Origin of the sequence: Streptomyces sp. AM8-1-1 (assembly GCF_032229325.1) — a bacterium.
GTDB lineage: Bacteria > Actinomycetota > Actinomycetes > Streptomycetales > Streptomycetaceae > Streptomyces > Streptomyces achmelvichensis.
On record NZ_CP135086.1, the window covers coordinates 3,178,393 to 3,203,063 of the forward strand.

General features: G+C 70.8%; 22 protein-coding genes. 6 read left to right on the forward strand and 16 right to left on the reverse strand.

Going from position 1 to position 24,671, the window contains the following annotated elements; all coding sequences use genetic code 11:
* Positions 1–13 precede the first annotated feature (13 nt).
* Both RPQ07_RS14250 and RPQ07_RS14255 read right to left on the reverse strand, forming a co-directional pair.
* On the reverse strand, positions 14–406 hold the full coding sequence (locus RPQ07_RS14250) for an ATP-binding protein (RefSeq protein WP_313944517.1): 393 nt from the start codon (positions 404–406) through the stop codon (positions 14–16).
* Between the two features lie 122 nt (positions 407–528).
* Positions 529–1,683 (reverse strand): adenosine deaminase, encoded by a 1,155-nt coding sequence (locus RPQ07_RS14255; RefSeq protein ID WP_313944518.1) that lies wholly within the window; start codon positions 1,681–1,683, stop codon positions 529–531.
* Positions 1,684–1,786: 103 nt separating this feature from the next.
* Between RPQ07_RS14255 and RPQ07_RS14260 the strand changes: the two genes are divergently transcribed.
* Complete coding sequence (locus RPQ07_RS14260) at positions 1,787–2,647, forward strand: alpha/beta hydrolase (protein ID WP_313944519.1); 861 nt, start codon at positions 1,787–1,789, stop codon at positions 2,645–2,647.
* A 51-nt stretch (positions 2,648–2,698) separates the two neighbouring features.
* On the opposite strand, the gene RPQ07_RS14265 is transcribed toward RPQ07_RS14260, so the two are convergent.
* The gene (locus RPQ07_RS14265) at positions 2,699–3,652 is read right to left on the reverse strand and encodes a LysR family transcriptional regulator (RefSeq protein ID WP_313944520.1); all 954 of its coding nucleotides are present in this window, start codon (positions 3,650–3,652) and stop codon (positions 2,699–2,701) included.
* Positions 3,653–3,714: 62 nt separating this feature from the next.
* Here RPQ07_RS14265 and RPQ07_RS14270 point away from each other — a divergent pair, with 62 nt between their 5' ends.
* From RPQ07_RS14270 to RPQ07_RS14280, 3 genes are all read left to right on the forward strand, one after another.
* Positions 3,715–4,986 carry an MFS transporter gene (locus RPQ07_RS14270; protein ID WP_313944521.1) on the forward strand — a complete coding sequence of 424 codons (1,272 nt, stop codon included), beginning with the start codon at positions 3,715–3,717 and terminating at the stop codon, positions 4,984–4,986.
* 109 nt (positions 4,987–5,095) lie between these two features.
* Complete coding sequence (locus RPQ07_RS14275) at positions 5,096–5,818, forward strand: L,D-transpeptidase family protein (RefSeq protein WP_313944522.1); 723 nt, start codon at positions 5,096–5,098, stop codon at positions 5,816–5,818.
* A 69-nt stretch (positions 5,819–5,887) separates the two neighbouring features.
* Complete coding sequence (locus RPQ07_RS14280; RefSeq protein WP_313944523.1) at positions 5,888–6,955, forward strand: sigma-70 family RNA polymerase sigma factor; 1,068 nt, start codon at positions 5,888–5,890, stop codon at positions 6,953–6,955.
* A 53-nt stretch (positions 6,956–7,008) separates the two neighbouring features.
* Here the strand turns inward: RPQ07_RS14280 and RPQ07_RS14285 are convergent, their stop codons facing one another.
* The 12 genes from RPQ07_RS14285 to RPQ07_RS14340 all read right to left on the reverse strand — a co-directional run bounded on the left by RPQ07_RS14285 (position 7,009) and on the right by RPQ07_RS14340 (position 21,324).
* Entirely contained in the window at positions 7,009–7,290 is a 282-nt protein-coding gene (locus RPQ07_RS14285) for an STAS domain-containing protein (protein ID WP_313944524.1), read from the reverse strand.
* Positions 7,291–7,487: 197 nt separating this feature from the next.
* Positions 7,488–8,765, reverse strand: a complete 1,278-nt coding sequence (locus tag RPQ07_RS14290; RefSeq protein WP_313944525.1) for a thymidine phosphorylase — start codon at positions 8,763–8,765, stop codon at positions 7,488–7,490.
* 87 nt (positions 8,766–8,852) lie between these two features.
* Positions 8,853–9,257: a cytidine deaminase gene (locus RPQ07_RS14295; RefSeq protein WP_313944526.1), complete on the reverse strand. Its 405-nt coding sequence runs from the start codon at positions 9,255–9,257 to the stop codon at positions 8,853–8,855.
* On the reverse strand, positions 9,254–10,498 hold the full coding sequence (locus RPQ07_RS14300; protein WP_313948892.1) for an ABC transporter permease: 1,245 nt from the start codon (positions 10,496–10,498) through the stop codon (positions 9,254–9,256). Before RPQ07_RS14300 ends, RPQ07_RS14295 begins: the two co-directional genes overlap by 4 nt.
* Positions 10,499–10,610: 112 nt before the next feature.
* Positions 10,611–11,723, reverse strand: a complete 1,113-nt coding sequence (locus RPQ07_RS14305; protein WP_313944527.1) for an ABC transporter permease — start codon at positions 11,721–11,723, stop codon at positions 10,611–10,613.
* A complete protein-coding gene (locus tag RPQ07_RS14310; protein WP_313948893.1) occupies positions 11,720–13,258 on the reverse strand; it encodes an ABC transporter ATP-binding protein in 1,539 nt (512 codons plus the stop codon). The genes RPQ07_RS14305 and RPQ07_RS14310 overlap by 4 nt, the downstream gene beginning before the upstream one ends.
* 239 nt (positions 13,259–13,497) lie before the next feature.
* Positions 13,498–14,541, reverse strand: a complete 1,044-nt coding sequence (locus tag RPQ07_RS14315; RefSeq protein ID WP_313944528.1) for a BMP family ABC transporter substrate-binding protein — start codon at positions 14,539–14,541, stop codon at positions 13,498–13,500.
* Between the two features lie 225 nt (positions 14,542–14,766).
* Positions 14,767–15,990, reverse strand: coding sequence for an amidohydrolase (locus RPQ07_RS14320; protein ID WP_313948894.1), 1,224 nt, complete (start codon positions 15,988–15,990; stop codon positions 14,767–14,769).
* Positions 15,991–16,185: 195 nt separating this feature from the next.
* Entirely contained in the window at positions 16,186–17,256 is a 1,071-nt protein-coding gene (locus RPQ07_RS14325) for a hypothetical protein (protein WP_313944529.1), read from the reverse strand.
* 414 nt (positions 17,257–17,670) lie between these two features.
* Positions 17,671–18,594 (reverse strand): N-acetylneuraminate synthase family protein, encoded by a 924-nt coding sequence (locus RPQ07_RS14330; RefSeq protein ID WP_313944530.1) that lies wholly within the window; start codon positions 18,592–18,594, stop codon positions 17,671–17,673.
* 13 nt (positions 18,595–18,607) lie between these two features.
* Entirely contained in the window at positions 18,608–19,948 is a 1,341-nt protein-coding gene (locus RPQ07_RS14335) for an acylneuraminate cytidylyltransferase (RefSeq protein ID WP_313944531.1), read from the reverse strand.
* Positions 19,949–19,998: 50 nt separating this feature from the next.
* The gene (locus RPQ07_RS14340; protein WP_313944532.1) at positions 19,999–21,324 is read right to left on the reverse strand and encodes a DUF6716 putative glycosyltransferase; all 1,326 of its coding nucleotides are present in this window, start codon (positions 21,322–21,324) and stop codon (positions 19,999–20,001) included.
* Between the two features lie 188 nt (positions 21,325–21,512).
* Between RPQ07_RS14340 and RPQ07_RS14345 the strand changes: the two genes are divergently transcribed.
* Both RPQ07_RS14345 and RPQ07_RS14350 read left to right on the forward strand, forming a co-directional pair.
* On the forward strand, positions 21,513–22,496 hold the full coding sequence (locus RPQ07_RS14345; RefSeq protein WP_313944533.1) for a glycosyltransferase family 2 protein: 984 nt from the start codon (positions 21,513–21,515) through the stop codon (positions 22,494–22,496).
* Complete coding sequence (locus RPQ07_RS14350) at positions 22,496–23,821, forward strand: alpha-2,8-polysialyltransferase family protein (RefSeq protein ID WP_313944534.1); 1,326 nt, start codon at positions 22,496–22,498, stop codon at positions 23,819–23,821. Before RPQ07_RS14345 ends, RPQ07_RS14350 begins: the two co-directional genes overlap by 1 nt.
* Positions 23,822–23,995: 174 nt before the next feature.
* Here the strand turns inward: RPQ07_RS14350 and RPQ07_RS14355 are convergent, their stop codons facing one another.
* A complete protein-coding gene (locus RPQ07_RS14355) occupies positions 23,996–24,619 on the reverse strand; it encodes a TetR/AcrR family transcriptional regulator C-terminal domain-containing protein (protein WP_313944535.1) in 624 nt (207 codons plus the stop codon).
* Positions 24,620–24,671 lie beyond the last annotated feature (52 nt).

A 24,671-nucleotide genomic window follows, 5' to 3' on the forward strand; every position in this document is an offset into this window, starting at 1 on the left:
GTCCGTCCGTGTCTCAGCCGAGGGGGAGGCCGCCGAGCGGAAGGCCGTTCAGCGGCAGACCGTTCAGCGGAAGGCCCCCGGCGATCGGGAGGCCGCCGAGCAGACCCGCGACCGGGTCGGCAGCACCGTCGGTGGGCAGCGCCTTGTTCGTGACGCCCTCCAGCGTGGCCGCCACCGGGCTGACGGCCTCGGTCAGGGCCTGCCGGCCACCGACCAGCGACTCGGGTGCACCCGCCGGGAGCTTGGTGACGGCGTTCTGCACGGGCGCCACGCTCGTGACGCTGTCGAGCGGGGTGGCGGTGTCGGGGAGCGTCGCCGGGGCAGCGGCGGCGGAGCCCGCGGCGGCAGCGGCGAAGGCGGCACCGAGAGCGGCGGCACCGAGAGTCTTGACAGCAGACTGCTTCATCAGGGGTTTTCCTTGGGACGGGAATATGAGCGGCTCTGCAAGCTAGCCCCGCCCCACAGGAGTGGCAAACACCGCGAAGCGGCCGAGTGTTGACGTTCCCGGCCGCTTCCCGATAAGTACGATCACTTTCCGCCGGAGGAAGAATCGCTGGTCGCGGCGGTCTGGCGGAACAGCCATTCGGATTTCAACTCGGCGTATCCGGGCTTGATCACGTCATTGATCATCGCCAGTCGTTCATCGAAAGGAATGAACGCCGACTTCATCGCATTGACGGTGAACCACTGCATGTCGTCGAGCGTGTATCCGAAGGTATCGGTCAGCAACTCGAATTCACGGGTCATGCTGGTGCCGCTCATGAGCCGGTTGTCGGTGTTGACGGTGGCCCTGAAGTGCAGTTTCCGCAGCAGCCCGATGGGGTGGTCGGCGTACGAGTCGGCGGCGCCGGTCTGCAGGTTCGACGTCGGGCAGAGCTCCAGCGGGATGCGCTTGTCCCGTACGTACGCGGCGAGGCGGCCGAGCCGCACCGTGCCGTCGTCCGCCACCTCGATGTCGTCGATGATGCGCACGCCGTGCCCGAGGCGGTCGGCGCCGCACCACTGGAGCGCCTGCCAGATCGACGGCAGACCGAAGGCCTCACCGGCGTGGATGGTGAAGTGGTTGTTCTCGCGCTTCAGGTACTCGAAGGCGTCCAGGTGCCGGGTGGGCGGGAAGCCCGCCTCGGCGCCGGCGATGTCGAAGCCGACGACGCCCAGATCGCGGTAGCGGTTGGCCAGTTCGGCGATCTCCAGGGCGCGGGCCGCGTGCCGCATGGCGGTGAGCAGCGCGCCGACGCGGATGCGGTGACCGCTCTCCCGGGCACGCCGCTCGCCCTCGCGGAAGCCCTCGTTGACGGCCTCGACGACCTCTTCGAGCGTGAGGCCGGCCTCCAGGTGCTGCTCGGGGGCGTACCGCACCTCCGCGTAGACCACACCGTCCTCGGCGAGGTCCTCGGCGCACTCGGCGGCGACCCGGAAGAGGGCGTCGCGGGTCTGCATGACGGCGCAGGTGTGCGCGAAGGTCTCCAGATAGCGCTCCAGCGAGCCGGAGTCGGCGGCCTCGCGGAACCAGATGCCCAGCTTGTCCGGCTCGGACTCGGGGAGCTGTTCGTAGCCGTGTGCCTGGGCGAGTTCGATGATCGTGCCCGGACGCAGCCCGCCGTCGAGGTGGTCGTGCAGGAGCACCTTCGGAGCACGGCGGATCTGGTCCGCGGTGGGCGTGTTGAGGGTCTGGCTCGTCATCTGCGCACTCTAGCCCCTACGCGCGTAGAGGGAGCCGCGTCGATACGTAACAGTGACCGTGCGTACGGGTGGAGTACACCCGCCCTTCTGAGACTGTTCTGTCATGGCACACCACGCATCGCCCCTGTGGTGGGGGCGTCCGGGCGACCAGGCCAGAGGTACGGGAACCCGCCGTGAGGCGACCGTGGCGAGGGGAGAGCGAGGGAACGGGCGCGGGCGGGAGGCCCGGCTCGGCCGGGCGGTGGGCGGCCGGGCGGCGGGAGCCGGTCCGGCGGTCGGCGGAGTGGTCCTGCTCCTGCCCGACGGGGAGCCCGAGTCCGTCCGCAGACCCTCACCGCTGTCGTACGCGGCGGCACTGCCGATGGGCCGGTCGCTGGCACGCGCGGGGCGCGAGCACGGACTGGTGGTGCACGCGGTGCACTACCGCTACCGGGGCTGGAACGGGACGGACGCACTGCCTGCCGTGGACGCGGCCCGGGCGGCGGACGACGTGCTCCAGCGGTACGGGGACGTGCCCGTCTGTCTCGTCGGCCACGGCATCGGCGGCCGCGCGGCCCTGCACGCCGCGGGCCACACGGCGGTCAACTCGGTGCTGGCGCTCGCCCCGTGGCTGCCCGAGGACGACATGGCGGCCACACCCGAACCGGTGAAGCAGCTCGTCGGCCGGCAGGTGCTGATCGTGCACGGCACGAACGACGCCCGTACGGACCCGGAGTTGTCCTACCGGCTGGCCGAGCGGGCGAAGAAGACGAACCGCGACACCTGCCGCTTCGAGGTCCACACGGACGGCAACGCGCTGCGTCAGCACCACGGTGAAGTCCAGGCGCTGGCAGCCGACTTCGTCCTGGGCGCCCTCTTCACCCGGCCCTACGCCCGCCCGGTGGCCGACGCGCTCGCGGCCCCTCCCCCGCTCGGCCTGCGGATGCCGCTGGCGGCCGGCTTCGGCAGATCGCTGCGACGGTAGGGCCGGGCGGCCCACGCAGTCACGTGCCCGGACGCCTCCCGGACCGGTTTCTCAGTCCGGGAGCAGGTTGCCCCGGCGGGAGAGCAGGAACTTCTTGAACGCGGCCACGGGGGCGGTGTCCGGGTGTCCGTCGAGCCAGGCGAGACCGATCTCGCGGACCGCGCGCGGGGCGGTCACCGTCAGCTCGACCACGCCGGGCCGCGCGACGGCCGGCGGCGGCAGGAGGGCCACGCCCAGGCCCGCGGCCACCAGCCCGCGCAGGGTCTCCGCCTCCTCGCCCTCGAAGGCGACCCGCGGGGTGAAGCCGGCCTCCGCGCACAGGTCGTCGGTGATCCGGCGCAGACCGTAGCCGGGTTCGAGGGTCACGAAGACCTCGTCGGCCGCTTCCGCCAGCCGGATGCGCCGGCGGCCGGCGAGCCGGTGGTCGTCCGGCACCACCAGGCGCAGCCGCTGCTCGTCCAGGCGCCGGGCGACGAGGTCCGGCGCGTCCGGCACCGGTGATGTCAGGCACAGATCGAGCTCTCCCGCGCGCAGCCGCTCCAGCATCGCCTCGCCGTAGTTCTGCACGAGGGTGAAGCGGACGCGCGGATGGTCGGCGCGGAAGGCCCGCAACAGCCCCGGCACGGTCTCCGACCCCATGGTGTGCAGAAAGCCGAACGCCACCTTTCCCGCGCTGGGATCGGCGTCCGCCCGTACCGAGTCCGCCGCCCGCTCGACCTCGCCCAGCGCCCGCTCCACGGAGGCCAGGAAGGTCCGCCCCGCCGGAGTGAGCGAGACGGTGCGGCCCTTGCGCGCGAACAGGGCCAGACCGAGGTCGTTCTCCAGGCGCACCATCGCCCGTGACAGGGTCGACTGCGGCACCCCCATCTCCTGTGCGGCGCGCGTCACATGCTCGTGGCGGGCGACTCCGGCGAAGTACGCGAGGCGCGGCGCGAGCAGCAGCGCAATGTCTTCTTCGTAACTACTCGGTGACAGCCGAGGCTGTGAGCTGTGGTCATGCACCATGGGAACGATTATGGCCAATCCATGCATTGGACGCATGAAGTTCCGGCGCCTACGTTCGAAGCATGTCTCCCGCCAGTACCAAGGCGTCCACTCCCGTGGGCGCCGGCCCGTCGTCACCCGAACTCCTCTCCCCCGGGCAGCCCGGCTACCGCCGCATGAGCTTCGCGCTCTTCGCCGCCGGTATGGCCACGTTCGCCCTCCTCTACTCCACGCAGGCGCTGCTGCCCGCCGTCTCCGCCGATTTCGGCGTGAGCGCGTCCGCCGCCAGCTGGACCGTCTCCGCGGCGACCGCCGCGCTGGCCCTGTTCGTCCTGCCGATGAGCTCGCTCTCCGAGCGCTTCGGTCGGCGCACCGTGATGACGGCGTCGCTGGCCGTCGCCGTGGCGGTGGGACTGCTGGTGCCGTTCGCGCCGAGCCTGGAGTGGCTGGTGGCGCTGCGCGCCGTGCAGGGCGCGGCGCTGGCCGGGCTGCCGGCCTCGGCGATGGCGTATCTCGCGGAGGAGGTGCGGCCGAAGGCGCTGGTGGCCGCGATCGGCCTGTTCGTGGCGGGCAACAGCATCGGCGGGATGAGCGGGCGGATCGTCACCGGCTGGGTGGCCCAGCTCTGGGGCTGGCGCGCGGCGCTCGCCGCGGTCGGCCTGATGGCCCTGGTGTGCGCGCTGGTCTTCCGCGCGATGCTCCCCAGGGCCCGTCACTTCAGGCCCGGTTCGGTGAACCCGCGCGCCCTCGTCGCGACGGTCCGCGGTCATCTCGCCGACCCGCTGCTGCTGCGGCTGTACGCGATCGGCGCCCTGTTCATGACGGTGTTCGGCGCGGTCTACACGGTGATCGGCTACCGGCTGGTCGAGGCCCCCTTCAGCCTGCCGCAGGGCATCGTCGGCTCGATCTTCCTGGTGTACCTCGTCGGTACGGTCTCCTCCGCCGCCGCCGGGAAGCTGGTCGGCCGTCTCGGCCGTCGCGGAGCCCTGTACCTCGCGGTCACCACGACCGCCGCCGGCCTGCTGCTGTCACTGGCGGACACGCTGCCCGCGGTGCTGCTGGGCCTGGTGCTGATCACCGCCGGGTTCTTCGCCGGGCACGCGGTCGCCTCGTCCTCGGTGAGCCGTACGGCGAAGACGGGCCGCGCCCAGGCGTCCGCGCTGTACCAGTCCGCGTACTACCTCGGCAGCAGCGCGGGCGGTGCGCTCGGCGCCCTCGCCTACCACTCCGGCGGCTGGGCGGGCACGGTCCTGCTGGGCCTGCTGGCCGTGCTCGGCGTCGTGTCGATCACGCTGTACGGGACCCGGGTGGCCCGCGCCGAGCACCGGATGCTGCTCGCCGGCGCACAGCGCTGACGAACCCGCGCGAAATTGGTCCCTCTCCCGTACAACCGCGGCTCCTCCGTGAGCGTCAAAGCTGGCAGACCCGCGCGTCGGCGCGGTCCACGGAGGGGAGTTGGTGGCGATGGGTCGCACCGGGGGGACACGGGGGACGCAGGGCATACGGAGACGGGCGGGAGTGGTGCTCGGCCTGACCGGGCTGGTGGTCCCGCTCACGATGGCGATAGGCAGCGCGCCTGCTGCCGCGGCCTCGTGCACGACGGCGACGGGGCCGTACCAGAAGCAGGTCGAGAAGTTCATGGGGCGTCCGGTGGACGGCAAGCAGTCGGCGGCCGACTGCAAGGCGATCCGGACCTTCCAGGGATGGCACGGGATCACGCCGACCATCGGTTACGCCGGCCCGCTGACCTGGCAGACGATGAACACGATCCTGGCGCAGCGCGCGGCGGGGAAGAACCCGAACGCGGCCGGGAAGTGTCCGACCAACAAGGGCCGCATCGCCTGTGTCGACCTGACCCGTCAGCTGAGCTGGATCCAGGACGGCAAGAAGCTCGTCTACGGCCCGGTCGCGGTGCGTACCGGCAAGAACGGCACGGAGACCCGTACCGGCGCCAAGAAGATCTACTGGCGGAGCATCAACCACTTCTCCACCATCTACAAGGTCCGGATGCCGTATTCGCAGTTCTTCGACGGCGGCCAGGCCTTCCACTCGGTCACGAAGTCGATGTACAACCCGCCGGGCTCGGGGGGCTGCGTCAATATGCGGCCCGCGGAGGCAAAGGCATACTGGAATCTGTTGAAGAACGGCGACGACGTGCACGTATACGGGCGCAAGCCGGGAACCTGACCCCCACTGTCAGTCCCCTCCTGTAGGTTCCGAAGGGCTGGTGCCGAATGGGCGACAGGGGTGGACCCGATGAGTGATCTGGCAACGACGCAGGACCTGGATTCGAGACTGGAGCAGTACCGGCGAGAGCTGACCGGTTACTGCTATCGCATGCTCGGCTCCGCTTTCGAGGCGGAGGACGCGGTGCAGGACACCATGGTCCGGGCCTGGCGGAATTTCGAGAAGTTCGAAGGGCGTTCGTCGCTGCGGTCGTGGCTGTACCGCATCGCGACGAACGTCTGTCTCGACATGCTGAACGCAGGCAACCGCCGCGCCCGCCCCATGGACCTCACGGCCGCGACCCCCGTCGCCCAGGCCCAGCTGACCAGCCGCCCGGAGGTCACCTGGCTCGAGCCGGTGCCCGACGGGCGGGTGCTGCCCTCGGTGGCCGACCCTGCGGAGACCGCGGTGGAGCGCGAGACGATCAGGCTGGCGTTCGTCGCCGCGCTCCAGCATCTGCCGCCCAAGCAGCGTGCCGTCCTGATCCTGCGCGAGGTGCTGGCCTGGAAGGCGAGCGAGGTCGCCGAGCTGCTGGGCACCACGGTCGCCTCGGTGAACAGCGCGCTCCAGCGGGCGCGGGCGACCCTCGCCGAGTCGGAGCCGGCCTCCTCGGACGGCGCGGACCCTCTCGACGAAGAACAGCAGAAGCTCCTCGCCCGCTATGTGGCGGCCTTCGAGGGATACGACATGCAGGCGCTGACCGCCCTCCTCCACGAGGACGCGACGATGTCCATGCCGCCTTACGACCTGTGGCTGCGCGGCCACGACAACATCGTCGGCTGGATGCTCGGCGTGGGCGACGTGTGCCGGGGATCGAAGCTGGTCCCGACCGTGGCGAACGGCTCGCCGGCGTTCGCGCACTACCACCCGAGCCCGTCCGGCGAGGGGTTCGAGCCGTGGGCGCTCATCGTCCTGGAGCTCTCGGACGGCAAGATCGGCGGGATGGACTTCTTCCTGGACACCAAGAGGTGGTTCCCCCTGTTCGACCTGCCACCGGCCCTCGACAAGGACGGCGCCCCGGTCGCCGGGGTGGCCCCGGAGGCCGCCGCGGGTGAGGGTACGGACGCGGGAGCGGGGGCCCCGAAGACGGCCGGCTAGGACCGTCCCTTGCGGGCGGCCTGCCTCACCGGCGGCGTCCTGAGCCATCCCTGTCAGGCGACTTCGCCCAGGCCCACCAGTTCCAGCAGTGCGCGCAGCTCCGGCCCCGCATCCCGCATCCGGACCCGGCACCCCAGCCGCCGGGCCGTGAGCTGCATCCGCGCAAGGGCGTTGACGGCGGTCAGACTGGCGTGTGTCAGCCCTCCGACGTCACAGATCGCCTCGGTGGCGCCTGTGCCGGAGAGCCGCGCGTGCAACTCCTCGCACAGGCGCGGCACATCGTCCGGGGTCAGCCTCCCGGAAATGCGCATGACGACGGGCTGTGTGGCGTCCACACGTATCAGACTGCCCCTGCGGCCGTAACTCATCGCTGTCAGAAGACTTCGGCGCATGGCTCACGATCCCGTCCCGTCGTCGTACGGATACGTCCTGTTCTGGGGACCGGTGCGGGCGCCCGATCTCATCGGTGCCACGACGGAGAGCGGGACCGGTGGAGATCCACCGGTCCCGCTGTCCGTCGGATGTGTGCCGGTCAGGCGATGCGGTCCAGCACGATCGGGTTCGGGGTGAACTCCGTGCCCGCCGGGGCGATGTCGTACGCCGAACCCAGGGACCGGAGCGCGTAGTCGAACTTCTCCGGGGTGTCCGTGTGCAGGGTCATCAGCGGCTGGCCCGCCGTCACCGTCTCGCCGGGCTTGGCGTGCAGTTCGACGCCCGCACCCGCCTGCACCGGGTCCTCCTTGCGAGCCCGGCCCGCTCCGAGGCGCCAGGCGGCGATGCCGACGTCGTACGCGTCCAGGCGGGTCAGGACGCCGGAGGCGGAGGCGGTGACGACGTGCTGCTCGCGGGCCACCGGGAGCGTCGCGTCCGGGTCGCCGCCCTGGGCAGCGATCATGCGCTTCCAGACGTCCATCGCCGAGCCGTCGGCCAGCGCCTTCTCCGGGTCGGCGTCCTTGATGCCGGCCGCGTCGAGCATTTCGCGGGCCAGCGCCAGGGTCAGCTCGACGACATCGGAGGGACCGCCGCCGGCGAGGACCTCGACGGACTCGCGGACCTCGAGCGCGTTGCCCGCGGTGAGGCCGAGCGGGGTGGACATGTCGGTGAGCAGTGCGACGGTCCGCACTCCGCTGTCGGTGCCCAACGCGACCATGGTGGAGGCCAGTTCGCGGGCGTCCTCGATGGTCTTCATGAACGCGCCGGTGCCGACCTTGACGTCCAGGACCAGCGAGCCGGTGCCCTCGGCGATCTTCTTGGACATGATCGAGGAGGCGATGAGCGGGATGGCCTCGACCGTGCCGGTGACATCGCGGAGCGCGTAGAGCTTCTTGTCGGCGGGGGCGAGCCCGTCACCGGCCGCGCAGATCACCGCGCCGGTGGTGTCGAGGACGTTCAGCATCTCCTCGTTGGACAGCAGCGCGCGCCAGCCGGGGATGGACTCCAGCTTGTCGAGCGTGCCGCCGGTGTGGCCGAGACCGCGGCCGGAGAGCTGCGGGACGGCGGCGCCGCACGCGGCGACCAGCGGGGCGAGCGGCAGCGTGATCTTGTCGCCGACGCCGCCCGTGGAGTGCTTGTCGGCGGTGGGGCGGGAGAGTGCGTCGAAGTTCATGCGCTCGCCGGAGGCGATCATCGCCGCCGTCCAGCGGGCGATCTCGGTGCGGTTCATGCCGTTCAGCAGGATCGCCATCGCCAGCGCCGACATCTGCTCGTCGGCGACCTCACCCCGGGTGTAGGCGTCGATGACCCAGTCGATCTGCTCGGGGCTCAGCTCACCCCGGTCCCGCTTGGTGCGGATGACGGAGATGACGTCCATGGGATTCCTCCAGAGTTGCTCTACGCGCATAGAAAGAGGGTAGGACCGCGGCCCCTCCGCCGGAGCGGAAGGGCCGCGGCCGTACTCCTACGGGAGATGCTGCGGCCCGAACGCCTGCGGGAGCATCTCGTCCAGGGTCAGGATCCCTTCCGGGGTGTCCAGCAGCAGCTCGGGGCCGCCGAATTCGTACAGCAGCTGCCGGCACCGCCCGCAGGGCACCAGCACCTCGCCCCGGCCGTCCACGCACGCGAAGTGCGTGAGCCGGCCACCGCCGGTGGCATGGAGCTGCGACACCAGGCCGCACTCCGCGCACAGCGACAGACCGTACGAGGCGTTCTCGACGTTGCAGCCGACGATGATGCGGCCGTCGTCGACGAGCGCCGCCACGCCGACCGGGTAGCCCGAGTAGGGGGCGTACGCGTGCGACATCGCCTCACGCGCCCGCTCCCGCAGGAGCTCCCAGTCGACGTCGATGACGGACGGGGTCGTCACTTGCCCTCGCCCTTGCGGTACGGCAGGCCGTCGGCCTTCGGCGGCCGCAGGCGCTGTGCGGACAGGGCGAGGACCAGCAGCGTGGTGACGTACGGCGCCGCGTCCACGAACTGGCTCGGCAGGGCGTCCGTCATCGCGTACCAGGCGAACAGTCCGGCGGAGACGACAGCGGCGATCGCGGCCTGCAGATGCTTGCGCTTGTAGAGCTGCCAGCCCACGAGGAGCAGGAGCAGGATCGCCAGCAGGAGCAGCATCGCGTGGACGTTCTCCGCGCCGCCGCGCAGCTTCAGACCGTCGGTGAAGCCGAAGAGCCCGGCGCCCAGCGCCATGCCGCCCGGCATCCAGTTGCCGAAGATCATGGCCGCGAGACCGATGTAGCCGCGCCCGCCGGTCTGGCCCTCCTGGTAGATCCCGGTCGCGACGATGGCGAGGAACGCGCCGCCGAGACCGGCCAGACCGCCGGAGACGGTGACCGCGATGTACTTGTACTTGTAGACGTTGACGCCCAGGGACTCGGCGGCGACGGGGTTCTCACCGCAGGAGCGCAGCCGCAGACCGAAGGCGGTGCGCCACAGGATCCACCAGGTGCCGGGGATCAGCAGGATGGCGACGATGGTCAGCAGGGACAGGTTGGTCACCAGCCCGCCGATCACACCGGCCAGGTCGGAGATGAAGAACCAGTGTTTGGCCTGGAGATCGATCATCCAGTCGGAGAGTCCCGGAATGGTGAACTCGGTGATCTGGTCGATGCGCGGGGACTGCTTGGAGGAGCCGCCGTCCGCCTCGGCGAACGTGAAGTTCGACAGGTAGCGGGTGACACCGACGGCCAGGATGTTGATGGCCACACCGGAGACGATGTGGTTGACGTTGAACGTCACGGTGATCACGGCGTGCAGCAGACCGCCGAGCGCGCCGCCGACGATGCCCAGCAGGACACCGGTCCACGGACCCCACTGGTAGCCGGCCCAGGCACCGAACCAGGTGCCGAGGATCATCATGCCTTCGAGGCCGATGTTGACCACACCGGCCCGCTCGGCCCACAGACCGCCGAGTCCGGCCAGGCCGATCGGCACGGCCAGCTGGAGTGCGCCGGCGACCTGGCCCACCGAGGTGAGGTCATTGGCGCCGCTGATCACCCGGACCAGGGAGAACAGCAGGAGGCCCGCCGCGATGATCAGCATGATCACCGGCAGGGACAGCTTGCGGCGGCCGCCGCCCTTCTTGGGTGCGGTCGACGTCATCGAGACGGTGCTGGTGCTCACGCTGTCCTGCCTTCACTCGCTTCTCCGCCCACTCGGCGCAGGGGCGCGGCCATCCTCGTCGTCCGAAGCCCGACGGCCTCGTGTGCGTCGCTCACAGGACAGCCTCCTCACGGGACTTACGGGCCTGGGCGGCGAGTTCCTCGCCGACCTTCTGCTGCTGGCGGCGCAGCCCGTACTGGCGGACGAGTTCGTAGGACACGACGACCGAGATCACGATCAGGCCCTGCATGATCGTGGCGATCTCCTTCTCGTAGCCGTGCTGGTCCAGCGAGGCCGAGGTCTTCTCCAGGAAGGCGATCAGCAGTGCGGCGAAGAAGATGCCGATCGGGTTGTTGCGGCCGAGCAGGGCGATCGTGATGCCGGTGAAGCCGACGCCGACCGGGAAGCTCAGGCTGTACGTGTGGGTCTGGCCCAGCAGCAGCGGCAGACCGGACAGGCCCGCGACCGCACCGGAGATCAGCATGGCGGTGAGGACCATCTTCTTGGCGTCCACGCCGCTCGCCTGGGCCGCGGACTGGCTGGCGCCGGTGGCGCGCAGGTCGAAGCCGAAGCGGGTGCGGTTGAGGATGAACCAGTAGACGATGCCCAGTCCGAACGCGATGAAGGTGAAGCCGTAGACGACTCCGCCCTCACCGGTGTCCAGGCCGGGGAACCAGCCGGACTCGGCGATCTCGCCGGTCGTCAGGTCGTTGGAACCCTCCGGCTGCACACCGAGGTTCTTGGGCAGGATCATCCAGGCGATCAGGCTGGTCGCGATCGCGTTCAGCATGATCGTCGAGACGACCTCGCTGACGCCGCGGGTGGTCTTCAGGATGCCCGCGATGCCGGCCCAGAAGGCACCGACGAACATGGCGACGAGCACGATCAGCAGGACGTGGAGCGGGCCGGGCAGTTCCACGGAGGCGCCGACGACCGCCGCCAGCATCGCCGCGAGGCGGTACTGGCCGTCCACACCGATGTTGAACAGGTTCATCCGGAAGCCGATGGCGACGGCCAGGGCGGCGAGGTAGTACGTACCGGCCTGGTTGACGATCAGCACCTGGACGTCGGTGTACTCGGCGTTCTGGATCATCAGGGTGTACGGCTCGATCGGATCACGGTCCGAGACGAGCAGCACCACCGAGGTGAGCAGGAAGGCCACGACCAGGGCGAGCGCCGGGCCGGCGAGGCCCAGGATCAGCCGGTCCTTGTCGAACTTCTTCATCGGGCCTCACCGTTCTCGGGCTGCTCGGGTGCTTCCAGGTGGCCGGTGGCGGCGCCGGTCATGGCCGAGCCCAGTTCCTCCGGGGTGATGGTGGCGGGGTCGGCGTCCGCGACCAGCCGGCCCCGGTACATCACCCGCAGGGTGTCGGAGAGCCCGATGAGCTCGTCCAGGTCCGCGGAGATCAGCAGCACCGCGAGACCCTCGCGGCGCGCCTCCCGGATCTGGTCCCAGATCGCCGCCTGGGCGCCGACGTCCACACCACGGGTGGGGTGGGCGGCGATGAGCAGCTTCGGCGCGTGGCTCATCTCGCGGCCGACGATCAGCTTCTGCTGGTTGCCGCCGGAGAGGGAGGCCGCGGTGACCTCGATGCCGGGGGTGCGCACGTCGTACTCGCGCACGATCCGCTCGGTGTCCTTGCGGGCCGCCTTGAGGTCGAGCAGGCCGCGCTTGCTGTTGGGGCGCTCGGTGACATGGCCGAGGATGCGGTTCTCCCACAGCGGGGACTCCAGCAGCAGCCCGTGCCGGTGGCGGTCCTCGGGGATGTAACCGATGCCGTCCTCGCGGCGCTTGCGCGTGGGCGCGTGCGAGATGTCGTTCTTGCCGAGCGTGATCACACCGCCGTCGGGGTCGCGCATACCCATCAGGGCCTCGATGAGCTCGGTCTGCCCGTTGCCCTCGACGCCGGCGATGCCCATCACCTCACCTTGGTGGATGGTGAAGTTGATGCCGTCGAGGACCTCGCGCACGACGCCGTCGGGGTCGGTCGCGGTGAGCCGCAGACTGTCCACGGTCAGCATCGGGACATCGGTCACCGTGGACTCACGGGTCTCCGGCGACGGAAGTTCGCTGCCGACCATCAGCTCGGCGAGCTGCTTGGTCGTGGTGGTCCTCGGGTCGGCGGTGCCGACCGTGGTGCCGCGGCGGATGACCGTGATCTCGTCGGCCACGGAGAGGACTTCGCCGAGCTTGTGGGAGATGAAGATGACGGTCAGGCCCTCGGCCTTGAGCTCGCGCAGGTTCGCGAAGAGCGCGTCGACCTCCTGCGGCACGAGCACGGCGGTCGGCTCGTCGAGGATGAGGGTGTGCGCCCCGCGGTAGAGGACCTTGAGGATCTCCACGCGCTGCCGGTCGGCGACGCCGAGCTGTTCGACCAGGACGTCGGGGCGGACGTTGAGCCCGTACGCCTGCGACAGCTCCTTGATCTTCTTGCGCGCCTTGGCGCCGATGCCGTAGAGCTTCTCGCCCCCGAGAACGACGTTCTCCAGCACGGTGAGGTTGTCGGCCAGCATGAAGTGCTGGTGCACCATGCCGATTCCGCGCGCGATGGCGTCGGCGGGGCTGGAGAAGGTGGCCTGGGAGCCGTCGATGGTGATGGTGCCCTCGTCCGGCTTCTGCATGCCGTAAAGGATCTTCATCAGGGTCGACTTACCGGCGCCGTTCTCACCGACAAGGGCGTGCACGGTGCCCTTGTGGACGGTGATGTCGATGTCGTGGTTGGCGACGACACCCGGGAAGCGCTTGGTGATGCCGCGCAGTTCTACGGCGGCAGGAGGGCTGGACGCGTTGATGACGCACTCTCCTTGGCGGGAAAGGAGCAGGGAGGCAGGGCGGAGGGGGGTTCGGGGGCAGGGGCGAAGTTATCGCGCCGGAGAGGGCTCTACGCGCGTAGCGCTGCCGAATGATGAAAACCCGTGGCCGGAACCCGGCCCGGGGCCCGGGGGGCGGTGTGCACCGCCCCTCCGGGCCCGCGGACGGAAAGGTTTCCGACCGGCGATTACGGCGCGGTCTTGACCTTGACCGTGCCGGCGATGATGTCGGCGCGGGCCTTGTCGACCGCGGCCGTCACGTCGGTCAGCTTGGTGTAGGCCGGGTTGGACTTCGCCAGGCCGACGCCGTCCTTGTCGAGGCCGTAGCGGATCTCACCGGACTGCGGCTTGCCGTCCTTGACCGACTTGATCAGGTTGTAGACGGAGCCCGCGACATCCTTGGTCACCGAGGTGAGGATGTAGTTCTTGTAGGGCGCGAGACCCTTCTGGTTGTACTGGTCCGAGTCGACGCCGATGGCCCACTTCTTCGCCTTGGCGGTGGCCTCGATCGAGCCCGAGCCGGCGAGACCGGCGGCGGCGTAGATCACGTCGGCGCCCGCGTCGAGCTGGCCCTGCGCGGCGGCCTTGCCGAGGTCGGGCTTGGAGAAGCCACCGAAGTCCGGCGGCTGGGTCAGGTACTGGACCTTGACGTTGACGCCCTTGTTGGTGTCCTTGACGCCCTGGACGAAGCCCGCCTCGAACTTCTTGATCAGCGGGGTCTCGACACCACCGATGAAGCCGACGGTGTTGGTCTTCGTCACCTTGGCGGCGGCGACGCCGGCCAGGTAGGAGCCCTGCTCCTCGTTGAAGACCAGGTTGGCGATGTTCTTGCCGGTCTTCGAGGTGTCGTCGATGAGGCCGAAGGTGGTCTTCGGGAACTTCGGCGCGACCTCGGCGATGGCCGGGGCGTACGCGAAGCCGACACCGATCACGGGGTTGTTGCCGGCGCGGGCCAGCTCGGTGAGGCGCTGGACCTTGTCCGGGTCGCCCTCTCCCTCGCTCGGCTCGGCCTCGGTCCCCTTGATGTCGAGGTCCTTCTCGGCCTTCGCGAGGCCGGCGTACGCGGCGTCGTTGAACGACTGGTCGCCGCGGCCACCGATGTCGTACGCGATGGCGGCGCTGCTGCTGTCCTCGGCAGCGTCCGAGGACGATTTGCCGCCACATGCGGTGACGGACAGTGCGAGAGCCGTGGACGCAAGGCCCACGGTGGCGATCCTGGTGATCCGGCGCACTGGGGGGCTCCTTAAAACCTGACCGAAAGCGCCACTTCCGGCGCTGGTTTCGCGGCGATCGTAACGCGCGTAGATGTCAGTTAAAGACCTGTTCATCAGTCGTTATCGGATCGTCGCGAACCGGCCATCGGCTTGGTGCGCGCCGCATTGATCGACACGCGACGTACTCCAGTGCAGCGTACGCCCGGCCGTCGCACACGGCCGGGCGGCGACGTCGGGCGGGCGCTACTCCCGTCCGACGTCGAGCAGAGCCGCCGCCGTGAACAGCTCGACGCCGACGTCGATCGCCAACTCGTCGGCGTCGAAGTCACCGCGGTGCAGGTCGCGCCGGGTGGTGTCACCGGGCGTCCGCACGCCGAGCCGGGCCATCGCGCCGGGGACGTGCTCCAGGTACCAGGAGAAGTCCTCGCCGCCCAGGCTCTGTTCGGTGTCCTCGATCGCATACGATCCGCGGCGCGCGGTCTGCGCGTCCCGCAGCAGTTCGGTCACCGCCGGGTCGTTGACCACCGGCGGCACACCGCGGATGTAGTTGATCTCGGACTTGGCCCGGTGGAGCGTGGCGATCTCGTCGATGGCCGCGTGCACCAGGTCGGGGGCCGCGCGCCAGCCCGGCAGGTCCAGGCAGCGGACGGTGCCGGACAGTTCGGCGTGCTGCGGGATGACGTTGCAGGCGTGGCCCGCCTCGATACGGCCCCAGGTGACCGCGAGGCCGGAGCGCGCGTCGACCCTGCGGGCGAGCAGGGCCGGGACCTCGGTGACGACCTTCGCGGCCGCGGTGACGAGATCGGTGGTCAGATGCGGACGGGCGGTGTGGCCGCCGGGGCCGTCGAGCGTGACCTCCAGCCGGTCGCAGGCGGAGGTGATGGGTCCGGGCCGCAGCCCGATGACTCCCGCGTCGACCTTGGGGTCGCAGTGCACGCCGATGATCTTCCCGACGCCGTCCAGGACACCCGACTCGATGGCGTCCGGCGCACCGCCCGGCAGCACTTCCTCGGCGGGCTGGAAGATCAGCCGCACCGGCTGCGGCAGCAGCCCCTGCCGGTCCAGGTCGGCCAGCACCAGGCCGGCGCCGAGAACGGCGGTGGTGTGCACATCGTGACCGCAGGCGTGTGCGCGGTCGGGGACGGTGGAGCGGTAGGGCACGCCGATCTTGGTGTCGGGGATGGGAAGAGCGTCGATGTCCGCGCGGATGCCCAGCAGCGGCCGTGTCTCGTCCCCGGTGCCGATGTCACAGATGAGTCCGGTGCCGACGGCCAGTACGCGCGGCTTCAGGCCCGCCTTCTCCAGGCGTGCCTTGATGGCGGCGGTCGTACGGAACTCCTGGTTGCCGAGCTCCGGGTGCATGTGCATGTCCCGGCGGAAGGCGATCAGCTCGGCACGCAGCGCTTCGGACAGCGTGCCGGGCAGTGCGTCTCCCCCGGGCAGGTCTGCTTCGGACTCACGGGACATCAGTTGGTTCACCTGTTGAAGGGTATGCCCAGGCGGGGGCCAACTGACCACTGATCAACAAAAGTTCAACCCGATAGGGGAAGGAAAGGTGGCCCCGAGGTGCATGGTTGCCCACGTGTGTGGGTAAGCTCACGCACCCTTTTCGACCGTACCTCAACCGGACCTGAAGCGATCCTCCGGCGGAGGATCATGGTGTCAGGCCGGTGCGGGCAGCCGCTGGACATCCCGTGCGGTGCCCGTGACCCCGGCGAGGAATCCCTGTGCGCGGGGCGAGGCGCTGTCCCTGAGCCATTCCGGGGAGATGTCGCAGACCGCCACCCGGATGCCGGTGCCCGCGAGGGCCAGCGGAAGGGTGTGCACCACGGTCGAGGGAAAACTGAGGACCGTGGCGCCGATCGGGCCCCTGCGGGCGATCAGCTCCAGCGGCAGATCGGGCCGGACGATCTCCAGGCCGGTCTCCACCGCGAGCCGGTGCAGCTTGTCGGAGCTCTCCCGCCGGTGCGCGAAGTAGCGCGTGGCGCCGTGGGTGCGGGCCAGCGCGGTGACGGCCTCCACGTACTGGTCGGGGTCGACCACCCCCGTCTCCACCAGCGACGTTCCGACGAGGTCGGCGCCGCGGGTGATCTTCGGCGGGCCGAATCGGGCGCGGGTCCAGCCGAAGAGGTTGGGCGTGACGGTGATCCCCGGCGGCGGCTCGACCGGCATCGAGGTGAACACCTCGACCCGGCGGGACCGGGACGGGGTGAGCCGGCGGCGGGCCAGGAACGTCACGGGCGCGAGGACCATCTCGCGCGGACCGCGCCTGCCGCGACGGTGCCAGCGCACGAGCTTCTCGCCGCTGGCGAGCTGGGCCACGAACTCCATCGTGGCGGTGCCGTCGTCGACGACGGTCAGATCCTTGCCCCCGACCAGGGTGAGCAGCAGCTGCACATAGCGCGAGAAGGGGTCGCCTATGACGATGCGTTCCGCGCGGTGCAGCATCGGGGCGAGCCGGCGCACGGTCTTCAGCGGCGCACCGGTCCCGCCGCGGGCCTCCTGCCAGCGCACCGTGAATCCCTCGTCGCGGGCCAGCTCCGCCATCCGGCGCAGCTGGCCCCGCGACATGGGATCGGTGGGCGAGAGGACGACCACGGTCAGCTCGGCCCCGCGGTCACCCCGCCGCCCCAGGGCCTCCGGCACCACGTCCGGCGGCGCACCGGGCCGGGCGTGGGCCCACTCCAGGACGTTCAGGAGCTGGACCGGACTCTCGACGAAGGCGAGATTCACTGTGGGTCACCTCGTGATCCGGGTGGTCGGGAGTTCCGGGCGGACGGCGATACCTGGTGGACGGAAGTTCCGGGTGGGCGGAGTGCGGGGCGGGAGCTTCCGGGGGCGGAGTGCGGGGCGGACGGGAGTTCCCGGGGGCGCGGGTCGGACGGAGTGCGGGGCGGGCGGGCGGGCCGGTGCCCGCCGGCCACGACCGCAGGTCCGGGGTGGCCGTCGAGCGGGTCACGGCCGCGGCCCGGGCGGGCCGTGCAGCGGGTCACGGCCAGGAGCGCCCGGCCCCGCGACCGGGCGCCCCGGCCGCCGGCCCACGGCCGAAGGGCCTGCGCCCCCCGGGGTCGGCTGCACCACGGGTCACCCCGTCGTGCGGGTGATAGGAGCGGCGCGTGCGCCCCCCGGGGCGACGGCGGTCGGGCGTCAGACCGCCGCGGGCTCGCGGTCGCCCCCCTCGGCGACGACGCCCGCGACCCGGCGCAGCTTCTTCATCGGGGCGAGCTCGGAGTCGTAGACCTTCTTGACGCCGTCGCCCAGCGCGGTCTCGATCGTGCGGATGTCGCGGACCAGGCGCTGGAGGCCGCCCGGCTCGACGGAGGCCGCCTGGTCGGAGCCCCACATGGCGCGGTCGAGCGTGATGTGGCGCTCGACGAACGCGGCGCCGAGCGCGACCGCCGCGAGCGTGGTCTGAAGACCCGTCTCGTGGCCGGAGTAGCCGATCGGGACGTTCGGGTACTCCGCCTGGAGCGTGTTGATCACGCGCAGGTTGAGCTCCTCGGCCTTCGCCGGGTACGTCGACGTGGCGTGGCAGAGCAGGATGTTGTCGCTGCCGAGCACCTCCACCGCGTGGCGGATCTGCCGCGGCGTCGACATGCCGGTGGAGAGGATGACCGTCTTGCCGGTGCCGCGCAGGGCGCGCAGCAGCTCGTCGTCGGTGAGGGACGCGGAGGCCACCTTGTGCGCCGGGACGTCGAACTTCTCCAGGAAGGCGACGGCCTCGGTGTCCCACGGGGAGGCGAACCAGTCGATGCCGCGCTTCTTGCAGTGCTCGTCGATCCGGCGGTACTCGTCCTCGCCGAACTCCACGCGGTGGCGGTAGTCGATGTACGTCATCCGGCCCCAGGGGGTGTCGCGCTCGATGTCCCACTGGTCGCGCGGCGTGCAGATCTCCGGCGTGCGCTTCTGGAACTTGACCGCGTCGCAGCCGGCGTCTGCCGCGGCGTCGATGAGCGCGAACGCGTTGTCGAGGTCGCCGTTGTGGTTGATGCCGATCTCACCCGTGACGTAGACGGGGTGGCCCGGCCCGGCGGTCCTGGTGCCGAGGGTACGCAGACGGGACGTGCTCATGGGGGGTAGATCCTTAACTCTCGGGGGTGTTGTGGGACGTGGCAGGGGCTGGGGGACTGCCTGCTGGGGTGTGGAGAAGGGTCGGGCCGAGAAGCCAGGCGGCGATCTCACGGATCGCCCCCTCACCGCCGCGGGTGGTAGTGACGGCACGCGCGGCGGCGCGTACGGATCCGTGAGCGCTCGCGACGGCAACGGGCCAGCCGGCGAGGTCGAAGCACGGAAGATCGTTGACGTCGTTGCCGACGTAGAGCACGCGCTCGGGCGCGATCCCCTGGTCCTCGCACCACTGCTTGAGGGCGAGATCCTTGCGGTCGACGCCGTGCAGGACGGGGATCCTGAGCTTGCGGGCGCGCGCCGCGACCACCGGGTTCTGCTCGGTGGACAGGATGAGCAGGGGCAGACCGGCGTTGCGCAGATGCGCGATGCCGAGGCCGTCGCCGCGGTGCACCGAGACGATCTCCCGGCCCTCCGCGTCGATGTGGACCCGGTCGTCGGTCTGGGTGCCGTCGAAGTCGAGGACGACGGCGTCGACGTCCTCGCGCGTGGGCAGCGCGGGGGTGTCGAGGAGCGGGGCGAGCGCACGGGCCCGCTCGAGATCGTGGGGGTCGTCCACTTCGAGGACCCGGGCGGGGTCGGTGCGGACGAGGGCGGTGCGGCCGAAGAAGCGGTGACCGGCCTCGCGGAAGGCGGGGGCGGCCATGGCGTACGCGGCGCCCGTCTCCAGGAAGTCCTGAGGCCGGTCCTGGCGGCGCGGGCGGAAGGACGAGTCGTGGTTGACGCCGCGGCCGCCGGGGGCGGTGCCGGCGAGCAGTGCGGTGGCGGCGCCGGTGGGCTGTGCGCCGACGGCGGGGCGCACGGCCCCGTACTCGCCCGCGTTCCCGGCCTGTTCACCCGTGGTGCCGACGGGCTCCTCGGCGTCCTCGCGCCAGACGAAGCCGTGGAAGGGGGCCACGGTGACCGCGCTGTCCGCGCCGCGCTCGGCGACCGCGGCGGCCACGCCCTCGACGTCCTCGCGGCTCAGGAAGGGGCTGGTGCACTGGACGAGCAGGACCACGTCGACCTGGACACCGTTCATCGCCTCGAAGGCGTCCATGGCGTGCAGGACGGCGCCCTCGCTGGTGGCGGTGTCGCCGGCGATCGCGGCCGGCCGCAGCACCACCTCGGCGCCCGCGCTCCGGGCCGCCGCCGCGATGTCCGGGTCGTCCGTGGAGACCACGACATCGGTCACCAGCCGGGCGGCGAGGCTCTCCCGCACGGCCCGCGCCACCAGCGGCACTCCGCCCACCGGCGCCAGATTCTTGGCCGGTACGCCCTTCGAGCCGCCTCGGGCGGGGATCACGGCGAGAACGGTCATCTGGGCTCCCGGGTACGTCGGTTGCGGGTGTGCGCCGCTGCTCTCGTGGGTCACAGCCGGCCCATCCGGCGGAGTACGGGGGCGACGCGCTGCACGCCGTGGCGGTACGCGCCGCGCGCCACCCCCCGTACGGCGTCGCGCACCACACGCCGGACGCCGCTGATCTCGGTGGTCCTCGCCGCGCCCTGGAGCGGGGTGCCGTCGGCGCCGAGGTGGTGGCGGGCGAGGATGCCGGGCAGATATCCGGGTGCCGTCGCGGGGGTGTAGTACGGCGTGATCGGCGGGAGTTCGGGCTTCGCCAGCAGCAGGGCGACGCGTTCACGGGCCGCGTCGAAGGCGGAGTCGTACGTCCCGTCGGCGGCGACGCCCTGCCGGGACAGCCAGTCCGGATCGGGCACGGGGCGGTGGCCGCCGTCGAGGCGGTCCCACGAGGTGAGCAGGCCGGAGCCGAGGAAGTGGTGGTTGCCGAGGGCTTCGCGCACACCGAGGTCGGTGAGGATCGCCGTCGGTATCCCGCGGTGCAGCGACTCCAGCGCGGCCGTCGAGGAGACGGTCACCAGCAGGTCGGTGCGGTCCAGGACCTCGCCCATGTTCCCGTACACCAGACGGAAGTTGGGCGGGAGACCGCCGGGCAGCTTCTCGGCGAGCTTCTGGTACGGAAGCTCTTCGAGGTGCGTCGTGTGCTCGCCCGGACGGGAGCGCAGCTTCAGCAGCACTTCGCGGCCGGGGTGGAGACGGGCGTGCTCGACGAGCCGTCGCAGCAGGTGGGTGCGATGGGCGCGGGACTCCGGGACGGAGGGCTGGGCGGCGAAGACGACCGTGTCGCGGCCCGCCTCGGGCCGGTAGGGCGTCCCGCCGAGGAAGGGCAGCGCGGCCTCGGTGACGGACGAGGCGTCGGCGCCCACGCCCTCGTACACCGCGCGGAAACGGTCCACGTCGTGACGGGAGTTGGCGAGGACGACGTCGGCGCCGTGCCGCAGCAGCAGTCCGTCGGCGAGCTTCTCGTAGACGACGCCCACGTACCCGGTGACGACGACCGGGCGCAGCGGCATCTTCAGCGCGGCCAGCCCGTGCAGCAGGGCCTGGACGGCACCGCCGACGAGGGCGAGCACGATCACGTCGTACGAGTCGTCCTCGACGGCGTGCAGGAACTCGTTCGCCGTGACCTCGCGCAACTCGTCCACCTGCACACCGACCTCGGCGAGCTGGCGGGCCGTGGGAGTGGCCCGGCCGCGCAGCAGAAAGCCGCTCAGCTCGACGGAGTCGGGGGTGTCGTTCGGGGTTGTACGGCGCGCGGTGAGCGCGCCCCATTTCCACCGGGTGTCGGAATCGGCGAGTACGGCGACCCGTACGGCCTCACTGGTACTTGATGGCACGCCGAGGACGTTAGAAAGGCATTCCGTTTGACGGCCCAACTCGACCACAACAGATGGTTAACAGCGCGTCTACGGTTGGCGAAAGCGCCCGGGAAACAGGCGGATCAACCGCACCGTCGCCTTCTGTTCACCTTTCATCCTTGCCGGGGACAGAACGAATGCCGGTTTCCGCCCCTAGCCTCACGGGGGTGGTCAAGCTCTCCGTCATCGTGCCGTTCTACAACGTGCAGACATACGCGCCCGACACCCTCAGAAGCCTGCAGGCGAACGCCCGCGAGGACTTCGAATTCCTCCTCGTCGACGACTGTTCGAAGGACGGGACTCCGGAGATCCTCGAGCGCGCGGAGCGGGAGGTGCCCGGGGCGCGGCTGATCAGACACGAACAGAACGGCGGTCTCGCCACCGCCCGCAACACCGGTCTCGACGCGGCGCGCGGGGAGTATCTGGCCTTCCTGGACGGCGACGACTGGCTCGCCCCGGGCCACTTCGAGCATCTGCTCACCGCCATGGAGGACCTGGGCTGCGACTTCGTGCGCACCGACCATGTGCAGTGCACGGCCAGGGCCCGTACGGTCCACCGCGTCCCCGTCGGCCGGCGGGGCGAGATGCTGCGGCCGCGCGACGCGATCCTGCCCGCCGACCGCTCGACCGGCGTGGACTACCCCTTCGCGTGGGCCGGGATGTACCACCGCCGGCTGGCCGACCGCGGGCTGCTGCACTTCACCCACGGTCTGCGCACCGCAGAGGACCGGCCGTGGATCTGGCGGCTGCACCGCGAGGCGGAGACGTTCGCGGTGATCAGCCACCTGGGCATCTTCTACCGACGCGGCGTCGCATCGTCCCTGACACAAATCGGTGACATTCGGCAGCTGGATTTCATCCGGGCATTCGACCAGGTACTCGAAGAAACGGCGCAGGATCCGGATTCCGCGCGACTTCTTCCCAAAGCAGTGCGGACATACTGTGCGGTCATTTCCCATCACCTGGGATCGGTGGAGAGGTTCGAACCCGCGGTGGCACGGAAATTGCGTGCGATGAGCGCGGCCGCACTGAAACGGATGCCGCAGGACATTTTGAAGGAAGCGCTCGACTCGATGGACACCGAACGCGCCTCGCGTCTGCGCAGGCTCCGTCGCCGTCCCTCCCCCCTCTCCTCGGAGGCCGCGGCCTGATGCCCACGACCCAGATCTTCTACGCCTCCTCGCTGTACGGTGCGGCGACGCTGTGCGCGGCGATCGACAGCGGCTGCTTCCCGGCCGCGGACCGGCGGCTGCTGCTGGTCGCCAACAACGCCACGACGCCGGAGACTTCGCCCTCGCTCGACACCATGCCGGGCTTCGAGCGGCTGCGCGGGCGCTTCGACGGGGTGATCTCCTGGAACGAGGCGATCTCGCCCTTCCACCCCGGCGGCTGGTCGCCGCGCCCGGACGACGGGCCGCTGTGGGAGCGGTATCTGCGCATGCTGTGGGACCTCGGCGACGACCGGATCGAGCTCGCGGTCGAGTCGATCCAGGTCACGCCGGCCCTCGCGATCGCCCAGCTCTTCCCCGACGCGGCGCTGGACGTCTACGCGGACGGGCTGATGAGCTACGGCCCCACCCGCAGCAAGATCGACCCGCTGGTGGGCGAGCGGGTGCGCACCCTGTTCCACCTGGACCTGGTGCCGGGTCTGAAGCCGTTGCTGCTCTCGGAGTTCGGGGTGAAGCCGCTGGTCGTCGCGACCGAGGCGTTCGTCAAGGTCATCGCCGAACTGTCCGACGGCGTCGAGGAGTCACCGGCGCAGGCAGCGGTCGGCGAGGGCGCGGCGCTGCTGCTCGGCCAGTACCTCGCGGCGCTCGGCATCATCACACCGGCGGAGGAAGAGGCCCTGCACGTGCGGATGGTGCAGGGGGCGGTCGCGCTCGGCCACCGCCGGATCGTCTTCAAACCGCACCCCACGGCACCGGCGTCCTGGACCCGGACGCTGGAGCGGGAGGCGGTGGCGCTGGACGCGGAACTCACCGTGCTGGACCGGCCGGTGCTGGCGGAGGTGCTCTACCGGCAGCTGCGCCCCGCGCTGGTGGCGGGCTGTTTCTCGACTGCTCTGTTCACGGCGAGCACGTTCTACGGCATTCCGGTGGCCCGGGTCGGTACGGAGCCGCTGCTGGACCGTCTCACGCCGTACCAGAACAGCAACCGGATCCCGCTGACGGTCGTCGACGCGCTGGTGCCGGACCTGGCGGAGGGCGAGGCCGGTACACCGAAGGCCGCGGATGAGGAGGTGACCGGGCTGCTGAGCGCGGTCGGTTTCGCGATGCAGCCGCAGATCAGGTCCGACCTGCGCCCGGCGGCGGAGCGGTACCTCGGCGGCAGCCTGAACGGACGGACGTGGCGCTACTTCAAGCGCCGCCGCCTGACGGTGCTGGGCCTGCCGGGAGGTATCCCGGTGCCGCGGCACGCGGCGGTGCGGAGGGTGGCGCGCAAGGCACGCCGCCTGAAGAAGCTGGCGCTGGGGTGACGGGGGCGGGCGGAGCCCGCGGTCACCCGGCGGGCCGGGTCCACGGCCCGCCGCCCTGCGGGTGAGCATCGCCGACACGCGGACTCGCGCGGGTGGCGAAACCCGCCGGCCCGGCCGCCCGCTGCCGGCGGGCACCACCATCGCGCGATGCCACGCCCGCTCGACCGCGCCCGTTCACCCCGGGCCCAGCACCGCGCCCACCCCCGACACCAGCGCCGCCAGGCCGCTTTCGAAGCCCTCGTCCCGGGACCCGAACAGTTCCTCACCCGCCTGCGCTGCCAGCGGGTACTCCGACAGGCGCTCCTCCCGCGCGCCCAGGTCGTACCCCTCCCCCGTCGCCTGTTCCTCGATCACGTAACCGATCGTGTAGCTGTACCCGGTCTGCCACGCCCGTGCCGCCGCCCCCGGCGTGAATCCCGCCTCGGTGAGCGTCCGCAGCTGGGCCTCCATCGGAGCCGCGTAGCTCAGGTCCGTGAAGTGCGTGCCGCTGTAGACGCGCGCGCCGTCGCGGTAGCGCAGGAGGTGTGACCGCAGCCCCCGCATCGCCGCCGCGTACGCCTCGCGCCAGTCCGCCGGCGAGGGCGCCTGGGCGAGGTCGGCCGTCATGCGGCGGAGCATCTCCGTGGCCATCTCGTCGAGCAGCGCCTGCTTGTCCTTGAAGTGCCAGTACAGCGCCGGGGCCTTGACGTCGAGCTCCTTGGCGATCCCGCGCAGGGTCAGCCCTTCGAGGCCCACCTCGTTGAGCAGGCGCAGAGCGGTGCGCGCCACCCGGATCCGGTCGAGTCGTTCCGTAGCCACGCGCCCACCCTCCCACACCCCCTTGACAACTTAACGCTGTTAAGTTCACTCT

Bases quoted from the DNA above. Each gene is read 5' to 3' on its own strand.
- RPQ07_RS14350 (WP_313944534.1), top strand. From the start codon at position 22,496: ATGCCCACGACCCAGATCTTCTACGCCTCCTCGCTGTACGGTGCGGCG.
- RPQ07_RS14255 (WP_313944518.1), bottom strand. From the start codon at position 1,683: ATGACGAGCCAGACCCTCAACACGCCCACCGCGGACCAGATCCGCCGT.
- RPQ07_RS14270 (WP_313944521.1), top strand. From the start codon at position 3,715: ATGTCTCCCGCCAGTACCAAGGCGTCCACTCCCGTGGGCGCCGGCCCG.
- RPQ07_RS14265 (WP_313944520.1), bottom strand. From the start codon at position 3,652: ATGGTGCATGACCACAGCTCACAGCCTCGGCTGTCACCGAGTAGTTAC.
- RPQ07_RS14290 (WP_313944525.1), bottom strand. From the start codon at position 8,765: ATGGACGTCATCTCCGTCATCCGCACCAAGCGGGACCGGGGTGAGCTG.
- RPQ07_RS14335 (WP_313944531.1), bottom strand. From the start codon at position 19,948: ATGACCGTTCTCGCCGTGATCCCCGCCCGAGGCGGCTCGAAGGGCGTA.
- RPQ07_RS14300 (WP_313948892.1), bottom strand. From the start codon at position 10,498: ATGACGTCGACCGCACCCAAGAAGGGCGGCGGCCGCCGCAAGCTGTCC.
- RPQ07_RS14330 (WP_313944530.1), bottom strand. From the start codon at position 18,594: ATGAGCACGTCCCGTCTGCGTACCCTCGGCACCAGGACCGCCGGGCCG.
- RPQ07_RS14280 (WP_313944523.1), top strand. From the start codon at position 5,888: ATGAGTGATCTGGCAACGACGCAGGACCTGGATTCGAGACTGGAGCAG.
- RPQ07_RS14275 (WP_313944522.1), top strand. From the start codon at position 5,096: ATGGGTCGCACCGGGGGGACACGGGGGACGCAGGGCATACGGAGACGG.
- RPQ07_RS14320 (WP_313948894.1), bottom strand. From the start codon at position 15,990: ATGTCCCGTGAGTCCGAAGCAGACCTGCCCGGGGGAGACGCACTGCCC.
- RPQ07_RS14260 (WP_313944519.1), top strand. From the start codon at position 1,787: ATGGCACACCACGCATCGCCCCTGTGGTGGGGGCGTCCGGGCGACCAG.
- RPQ07_RS14305 (WP_313944527.1), bottom strand. From the start codon at position 11,723: ATGAAGAAGTTCGACAAGGACCGGCTGATCCTGGGCCTCGCCGGCCCG.
- RPQ07_RS14250 (WP_313944517.1), bottom strand. From the start codon at position 406: ATGAAGCAGTCTGCTGTCAAGACTCTCGGTGCCGCCGCTCTCGGTGCC.